The following is a 1,267-nucleotide window of genomic DNA, read 5'->3' on the forward strand; positions in this document are numbered from 1 at the left end:
GCCATCGACCAGGGAACCGCCTCGACCCGGGTGCTGGCCGTCGAGGCCGACGGGCGGGCGGAGATCGCCGGCAGCCTGCGCCATGCCGTGCGCCACCCGCAGCCGGGCCGGGTCGAGCAGGACCCGGCCGAGCTTCTGGCCAATATCCGGCAGCTACTGGCCGCGGCCGGCCCGGCCGACGCGATCGGGCTGGCCAACCAGGGCGAGAGCTGCCTGGCCTGGGACGCCGTCAGCGGCGAGCCGCTGTCGCCGGTGATCGTCTGGCAGGACACGCGCACGGTGCAGGTGCTGGCCGACCTGGCCGGCGAGGGCGTGGCCGACGAGGTGGCGTCCCGGTCCGGCCTGCCCCTCGACCCCTATTTCTCTGCCGCGAAGCTGGCCTGGATCGGCCGATCGCTGCCCGCGGCCGCTGCGGCGCTGCAGGCCGGGCGGCTGCGGCTGGGCACGACCGACGCCTATTTCCTCGACCGGTTGGCCGGCACCTTCGCGACCGACCGGGCCACGGCGTCGCGCACCGGCCTGATGAACATCGCCACCGGCGAATGGGACCCGGAGCTGTGCCGGCTGTTCGGCGTGCCGATCGGTTGCCTGCCCGAGATCCGGTCCAACATCGCCGGCTTCGGCCGGGTTGGCGGCATCCCGGTCGCGGCCGCGATCGTCGACCAGCAGGCGGCGCTGTACGGCCATGGCTGCCGGCAGCCGGGCGACGCCAAGATCACCTTCGGCACCGGCGCCTTCGCCCTGGCCGTCGCGGGCCATGAACCGCCCCATGCGGTCCTGGCCTCGGGCCTGCTGCCGACCGTCGCCTGGGATTTGGGGCAGGGGCTGGTCTACGCCATCGACGGCGGCGTCCAGGATGTCGGCTCGGCGATCGAATGGGCGCTCCAGGCGAAGCTCGCCGACGGCATGGCGGATTTCGACGGCTTCACGGCGCCGCCGGCGATCGGGCGCGGGCTGGTGTTCGTGCCGGCTTTCTCCGGCCTCGGCTGCCCGCATTGGGACCGTTCGGCCGCCCCGCTGATCCTCGGGCTGCGGCCCGACATGACGCGGGCCGACCTTTGCCAGGCCCTGCTGGAAGGCATCGCCTTCCTGACCGGCAGCATCGTCACGGCCATCGCGTCGCATGCCGCGCCGGCGGACGAGATTTCGATCGATGGCGGGGTATCGCGCAGCGGCTACTTCGCCCAATTCCTGGCCGATGCCTCGGGCCGGGCAGTGCGGGTGCGGGAGTTCGGCGAGCGCACGGCGTTCGGCGCCGCGGCGCTGG

General features: G+C 73.8%; 1 protein-coding gene. It reads left to right on the top strand.

Annotated elements, in window-relative coordinates:
• On the top strand, positions 1-1,267 hold a 1,267-nt coding region (locus P409_RS34645; RefSeq protein WP_052121722.1), incomplete at both ends, for an FGGY family carbohydrate kinase.

Source organism: Inquilinus limosus MP06 (genome assembly GCF_000767795.1).
GTDB lineage: Bacteria > Pseudomonadota > Alphaproteobacteria > DSM-16000 > Inquilinaceae > Inquilinus > Inquilinus limosus_E.